The sequence below is a fragment of the Escherichia sp. MR genome, assembly GCF_005280595.1.
Classification (GTDB): Bacteria; Pseudomonadota; Gammaproteobacteria; order Enterobacterales; family Enterobacteriaceae; genus Escherichia; species Escherichia ruysiae.
Genome location: NZ_SZVK01000095.1, coordinates 1 through 6344 on the forward strand (window position 1 = coordinate 1; position 6344 = coordinate 6344).

The window sequence follows — 6344 nt, forward strand, 5'->3', positions numbered from 1 at the left end:
TGATAGAAACAGAAGCCACTGGAGCACCTCAAAAACACCATCATACACTAAATCAGTAAGTTGGCAGCATCACCGGCACTGGGTGCGAGGCTGGCGGAAAGTGTCTCCTCTAATATTATTAACGCCTTTGGTATTGTCTATATTTCCAGCCAATTAGCATTGTCGCGAGATATTCCCCTGACGGGTATGTTGATTGCCTCGGCGATCGGTATTTTCAGTTGTCCATTGGTTGGATGGTTATCAGATCGTATAGGTCAAAAAAGTCTGTATTTGTCGGGAGCAGGATTTTGTGTCCTGTTCGCGTTTCCTTTCTTCTTATTACTGGATAGCAAAAGTACGCTCATCATCTGGTGCAGTATGATCCTCGGCTACAACTTAGGTCCGACGATGATGTTTGCCGTGCAGCCAACACTTTTCACCCGCATGTTCGGTACCAAAGTACGATATACCGGCCTTTCTTTTGCTTATCAATTTTCCGCGATTCTTGGCGGACTAAGCCCCCTTATCGCCTCAAGTTTGCTGGCGCTAGGGGGAGGAAAACCGTGGTATATCGCTCTGTTTTTATTTGCTGTCTCAGTTCTTTCCTTTGTTTGCGTCTGGCTGATTGAGCCGACCGATGAACAAGAAACCGCTTCTTACCGCTACATCAGGGAACAATCTCATGAAAACTGAACGAAAAAACGAGCATTACCTGGCGCTACAACAGGCGTTTGACGCGCCATGGCCTGGGCCTGTAGGAGAGTTAGTGACGCTGGAAAAAGGCAATATTCACCTGCAGATTTATCCGCATGATGGTGCCAGGATAACCTCGTTAAAGGCATTTGGTTCTGAAGTATTACGCCAATGGCAGCCGCAGCGCAGAGCTTTTCAGTATGGCTGTTTCCCAATGGTGCCGTGGGCAGGGCGACTGGGGAATGCGACGCTGAATGCTGGTGGGCAATGTTATTCTTTACCCGCCAATAAACCACCACATGCGTTGCATGGTATGGCTTGTTACTCAACGTGGGAAATCATCGACAAAACAATAGATTCCCTGACTTTACGTATGCCCCTGGCTTCACCGTGGCCCTGGCAAGGGGAAGTGATTCAGACTTTTTTGCTGGAGAACGATGCGCTGGTTTTGCAACTGGAAATCCATTCACATACCGATACATTCCCGGCCTCTGCAGGCTGGCATCCGTGGTTTGCGAAAAAGCTGACTCCGCAAAATACAGAATCGTTGCAGGTGCTTTTTGATGCGGACTGGCAAGAGGAAGCGGGTAGTGATGAACTGCCAACTGGAAATCGCATCTCTCCTCAAGCTGGTCCCTGGGATGACTGTTTTGGTTTTTATGACGGGGTGAAGGTTAAGTTACTGTGGCCTGGTAAACTCACGATGACTATGACCTCTTCTGCAAACAGTCTGGTGGTATTTGATAAACAGCCCGATGCCACCTGTGTTAATCCGCTTACTCAGGCACCTAACGCAATAAATCTAACGCCGGAATTGGTGACATCAGATAAGCCGCTGGTCATCGAAACTCGTTGGCAATTTACACCTGAATCTTAACCATTCATCTATTGCGAAAAAGCCAGTGAAATTACTCTGCTTTTTCGCAATCAGCATCACAAGATTACCCTTATTGCCACATAGCCAAACCCCTCCTTTCCCGCTACAGTTAATTTCCTGTGGCGAGAAAGGAGGCAAAAATGCTCTATATCTTTGATTTAGGTAATGTGATTGTCGATATCGACTTTAACCGTGTGCTGGGAACCTGGAGCGATTTAACACGTATTCCGCTGGCTACGCTTAAGAAAAGTTTCCATATGGGCGAGGCGTTTCATCAGCATGAGCGCGGGGAGATCAGCGATGAAGAATTCGCTGAAGCACTGTGTCATGAGATGGCCTTACCGCTAAGCTACGAGCAGTTCTCCCACGGCTGGCAGGCGGTGTTTGTCGCGCTGCGCCCGGAAGTGATCGACATCATGCATAAACTGCGTGAACAGGGGCATCGCGTGGTGGTGCTTTCCAATACTAACCGCCTGCATACCACCTTCTGGCCGGAGGAATACCCGGAAATCCGTGATGCTGCCGACCATATCTATCTGTCGCAAGATTTGGGTATGCGCAAACCGGAAGTGCGAATTTACCAGCATGTTTTACAGGCAGAAGGTTTTTCACCCAGCGATACCGTCTTTTTCGATGACAACGCCGATAATATAGAAGGGGCTAATCAGCTAGGCATTACCAGCATTCTGGTGAAAGATAAAACCACCATCCCGGACTATTTCGCGAAGGTGTTATGCTAAAAACCATCCATGAAAAAGCCAGGCATCGTACTCGTCCACTATGGGCCTGGCTGAAACTACTCTGGCAACGCATTAATGAGGACAACATGACAACCCTGGCAGGTAACCTTGCCTATGTGTCGTTGCTCTCATTAGTGCCGCTGGTTGCCGTTGTTTTTGCGCTTTTCGCCGCTTTTCCCATGTTTTCCGACGTCAGCATTCAGTTGCGTCATTTTATTTTCGCCAACTTTCTACCTGCCACTGGCGATGTTATCCAGCAATATATCGAACAGTTTGTTGCCAATTCCAACAAGATGACCGCCGTCGGGGCATGTGGGCTGATCGTCACGGCATTATTGTTGATGTATTCCATCGATAGTGCACTCAACGCCATCTGGCGCAGTAAACGGGTGCGTCCCAAAATTTACTCGTTTGCTGTGTATTGGATGATTTTGACGCTGGGGCCGCTGCTGGCGGGAGCCAGTCTGGCGATTAGCTCCTATCTGCTCTCCCTGCGCTGGGCGAGCGAGCTCAATACCGTTATCGATAATGTGCTGCGTATTTTTCCGCTGCTGTTGTCGTGGATCTCCTTCTGGCTGCTGTACAGCGTTGTTCCCACCATTCGCGTACCTAACCGCGACGCGATTGTCGGCGCGTTTGTCGCCGCGCTCCTGTTCGAAGCAGGGAAGAAAGGTTTCGCGCTTTATATCACCATGTTCCCGTCATATCAGCTCATTTACGGCGTACTGGCAGTGATCCCCATTCTCTTTGTCTGGGTCTACTGGACATGGTGTATCGTCTTGCTTGGGGCGGAAATTACTGTCACTCTCGGGGAATACCGCAAACTAAAACAAGCTGCTGAACAAGAAGAAGACGACGAACCATGATTGCATTAATTCAACGCGTAACCCGTGCCAGCGTCACCGTGGAGGGAGAAGTGACGGGCGAAATTGGCGCGGGACTTTTGGTGTTATTGGGTGTCGAAAAGGATGACGACGAACAGAAAGCAAACCGTCTGTGCGAGCGTGTGCTCGGCTATCGCATCTTCAGCGATGCCGAAGGCAAGATGAATCTCAACGTGCAACAGGCGGGCGGTAGTGTGCTGGTGGTTTCCCAGTTTACTCTCGCCGCAGATACCGAACGGGGGATGCGCCCAAGTTTCTCCAAAGGCGCATCACCGGATCGCGCAGAGGCGCTATATGACTATTTCGTCGAACGCTGCCGTCAGCAAGAGATGAACACGCAAACAGGACGCTTCGCTGCGGATATGCAGGTATCGCTGGTCAATGATGGCCCCGTGACATTCTGGTTACAGGTATGAGCCAGCTTCCAGGGTTGTCACGGGAAACAAGAGAGAGTATCGCTATGTATCACCTTCGGGTTCCACAAACAGAAGAAGAATTAGAGCGTTACTATCAGTTTCGCTGGGAGATGTTGCGTAAACCCCTGCATCAACCGAAAGGTTCTGAACGCGACGCGTGGGATGCGATGGCGCATCACCAGATGGTCGTCGACGAGCAGGGTAATCTGGTGGCGGTAGGTCGGCTGTATATCAATGCCGATAACGAAGCCTCCATCCGTTTTATGGCCGTTCATCCCGACGTGCAGGACAAAGGGCTAGGGACGCTGATGGCGATGACCCTGGAGTCGGTAGCACGCCAGGAAGGCGTTAAACGCGTGACCTGTAGCGCCCGCGAAGACGCGGTGGAGTTTTTTTCCAAGCTGGGGTTTGTGAATCAGGGGGAGATCACCACGCCCACCACCACGCCTATTCGCCATTTTTTGATGATTAAACCCGTCGCTACTCTGGATGACATTTTGCATCGCGGCGACTGGTGCGCCCAGCTCCAGCAGGCGTGGTATGAACACATCCCATTAAGTGAAAAAATGGGCGTGCGCATTCAGCAATATACCGGGCAAAAATTTATCACCACCATGCCGGAAACCGGCAATCAGAATCCGCATCATACGTTGTTTGCCGGGAGTTTATTCTCGCTGGCAACGCTCACCGGTTGGGGGCTTATCTGGCTGATGCTGCGCGAACGCCATCTCGGCGGAACGATTATTCTGGCTGACGCGCATATTCGTTACAGCAAGCCGATTAGCGGTAAACCTCATGCGGTAGCCGACCTCGGTGCGTTAAGTGGCGATCTCGACCGTCTGGCGCGCGGGCGCAAAGCGCGAGTGCAAATGCAGGTTGAAATCTTTGGCGACGAGACGCCTGGTGCGGTGTTTGAAGGGACGTATATCGTTCTTCCCGCTAAGCCATTTGGCCCTTATGAAGAGGGCGGGAACGAAGAAGAGTAGGACGTTTTACTTCACTGAAAAGGTTTTCAATCTGAAAACCTTTTCAGTGCCCAGGTCCGGAGTTACCTTCCCGCTCTCCAGGCAACATCCCGTAGTGCCGATCGCGCAGCCTCGCTAATACCCCCTAACTGAAAAAATCCGTGGATAACCCCGAGGTAGCGTTGGCAGGTACATTGCTCGCCTTGCTCTGTCATCCTCTGATACAGCGCCTCGCCTTCATCACAAAGCGGGTCATATTCTGCGGTAATTATATGAACTGGCGGCAAGCCATTAAAATCATCGCGCCAAAGAGGGCTGGCGTCAGGATGCTTGCGATCAATATCTGGCAGATTCATCTCAAAGCCACTCAGTAGAGTATCGCGTGTGATGATGTAATCGTGACCATTGCGTATGTAGCTTTCGAAATGCGCAGTCGCATCAAGCAGGATAACGCACTTTTGAGCGGTTGACTCACAGCATGACCCAGATGAATGAAATTCTTGAAGGAACGCGACAGCCTTCACGGACTTTTGAAATTGATGCTATGAAAATCAAAGAAATACGCCACGCTTCAGGGTTGTCACAATCTAAATTTGCCGATCTTATTTCCGTAAGCGTAGACACGTTGCGTAACTGGGAGCAGGGGCGGCGTTCACCGACCGGGCCTGCAAAGGCTTTGCTGCGAGCGATTGCCAATGATCCGCAACATGTGCTGCAAGCACTTAACCGTTAGAGGCATGGTTATGCCATACAGAAAGCACCAGCATTCAGAGCTCCTATGAAAGCGGCATAGTGCCGCCTGTTCAGGAGTTTTGCTATGACCCGTAATCGTGCTGAACGTCGCTATCATATGGCGCGATTAAAAAAAATCCGCCGTCGTTATTGCACAGCAGGCGATGGAAGCTTAAAAGCATCAGGTGTTTGCTTTCGTACTCCCTGTCTTTGTTCTTGTTGGATGTGTGGGCATCGACGCTATCATAATGGTCCCCGCGTATCGGAAATTCGTGCAAAAGCACGCTATGCGAATTAAGGGAAAATGATGAACTATTTTAAGGAAGCACATTTTTAGAACTCTTAACAGGAGACTAAAAATGTCCACATTTAATACGCGTAAAGATAGGGATCGTAATGGTAAACCGAAACCGCATAAGCATTCAGGGATCCCGACACTTACAGGCAAATGGCGTCATCCTTCAATGGATTGTTGGGTAAACTACAGTACACCGGGCGACCATGAATGGAAGCGCCTTTATACTACGCTTCGTCGTCGCGCCGATGATCGACGCCAATGCTATAGAGTGATGCGGGGGGATGATTCGGACGGAATCGTTTGGTTCCCGGACTGTTATCCGCAAATTTACTACTACTAGCAATCAAAGACCAGTTGGTGGCAGCACTGACTGGTCAGTTATGGATGGTAGATTTCACCTTAAACGTGGTGCGGTAAAGATACTGACTTTTTTCGGGTACACCATCCTGATGGAGCAAATGAAGACCCAATCAAAAAAAATTCTTGAATATAAAATATTTATCGCATCCATAATTCATCCTTATTATTTGTTGTTTCTTTTCTGTAGATGTGCCCCCGCTTAATTAAAAGTAATAAACCATCCTGGGCTATAACTAAACCATTTTTGAGTAACAATTGAAATAACTGCAACTGTTACATTATCTTTGGAAACCGCCTCGTAAAAACAAAACAACATGCAAAGATCGGTGATGCTGCCAACTTACTGATTTAGTGTATGATGGTGTTTTTGAGGTGCTCCAGTGGCTTCTGTTTCTATCAG

The 6344-nt window shown here is 49.3% G+C and carries 7 protein-coding genes and 2 pseudogenes; 8 read left to right on the forward strand and 1 reads right to left on the reverse strand.

The genetic code is table 11. From position 1 onward, the window contains the following. Positions 1–75: 75 nt before the first annotated feature. From FC814_RS21830 to fabY, 6 genes and pseudogenes are all read left to right on the forward strand, one after another. Positions 76–672 (forward strand): annotated as a pseudogene (locus FC814_RS21830) (MFS transporter); the annotation flags it as partial. Beyond that, a complete protein-coding gene (locus FC814_RS21835; RefSeq protein ID WP_010348285.1) occupies positions 662–1549 on the forward strand; it encodes an aldose 1-epimerase in 888 nt (295 codons plus the stop codon). The pseudogene FC814_RS21830 and the gene FC814_RS21835, both read left to right, overlap by 11 nt. Before the next feature lie 140 nt (positions 1550–1689). Then, complete coding sequence (gene yihX, locus FC814_RS21840; protein ID WP_137326462.1) at positions 1690–2289, forward strand: glucose-1-phosphatase; 600 nt, start codon at positions 1690–1692, stop codon at positions 2287–2289. Then, positions 2283–3155 (forward strand): virulence factor BrkB family protein, encoded by an 873-nt coding sequence (locus tag FC814_RS21845; protein WP_000920722.1) that lies wholly within the window; start codon positions 2283–2285, stop codon positions 3153–3155. The genes yihX and FC814_RS21845 overlap by 7 nt, the downstream gene beginning before the upstream one ends. Continuing rightward, a complete protein-coding gene (dtd, locus tag FC814_RS21850; RefSeq protein ID WP_000560983.1) occupies positions 3152–3589 on the forward strand; it encodes a D-aminoacyl-tRNA deacylase in 438 nt (145 codons plus the stop codon). The genes FC814_RS21845 and dtd overlap by 4 nt, the downstream gene beginning before the upstream one ends. A gap of 44 nt (positions 3590–3633) precedes the next feature. Next, positions 3634–4575, forward strand: coding sequence for a fatty acid biosynthesis protein FabY (fabY, locus tag FC814_RS21855; RefSeq protein WP_170872608.1), 942 nt, complete (start codon positions 3634–3636; stop codon positions 4573–4575). A 62-nt stretch (positions 4576–4637) separates the two neighbouring features. Here fabY and FC814_RS21860 read toward each other — a convergent pair. After that, positions 4638–4997: pseudogene (locus FC814_RS21860) on the reverse strand (alpha/beta hydrolase fold domain-containing protein); the annotation flags it as partial. A gap of 35 nt (positions 4998–5032) precedes the next feature. Here FC814_RS21860 and FC814_RS21865 point away from each other — a divergent pair. Both FC814_RS21865 and FC814_RS21870 read left to right on the forward strand, forming a co-directional pair. After that, complete coding sequence (locus FC814_RS21865) at positions 5033–5287, forward strand: DNA-binding transcriptional regulator (RefSeq protein WP_000192902.1); 255 nt, start codon at positions 5033–5035, stop codon at positions 5285–5287. An 84-nt stretch (positions 5288–5371) separates the two neighbouring features. Next, positions 5372–5584, forward strand: coding sequence for a hypothetical protein (locus tag FC814_RS21870; protein WP_085461411.1), 213 nt, complete (start codon positions 5372–5374; stop codon positions 5582–5584). The last annotated feature ends 760 nt before the right edge of the window (positions 5585–6344 follow it).

Bases quoted from the DNA above. Each gene is read 5' to 3' on its own strand.
- FC814_RS21835 (WP_010348285.1), top strand. From the start codon at position 662: ATGAAAACTGAACGAAAAAACGAGCATTACCTGGCGCTACAACAGGCG.
- yihX (WP_137326462.1), top strand. From the start codon at position 1,690: ATGCTCTATATCTTTGATTTAGGTAATGTGATTGTCGATATCGACTTT.
- FC814_RS21845 (WP_000920722.1), top strand. From the start codon at position 2,283: ATGCTAAAAACCATCCATGAAAAAGCCAGGCATCGTACTCGTCCACTA.
- dtd (WP_000560983.1), top strand. From the start codon at position 3,152: ATGATTGCATTAATTCAACGCGTAACCCGTGCCAGCGTCACCGTGGAG.
- fabY (WP_170872608.1), top strand. From the start codon at position 3,634: ATGTATCACCTTCGGGTTCCACAAACAGAAGAAGAATTAGAGCGTTAC.
- FC814_RS21865 (WP_000192902.1), top strand. From the start codon at position 5,033: ATGACCCAGATGAATGAAATTCTTGAAGGAACGCGACAGCCTTCACGG.
- FC814_RS21870 (WP_085461411.1), top strand. From the start codon at position 5,372: ATGACCCGTAATCGTGCTGAACGTCGCTATCATATGGCGCGATTAAAA.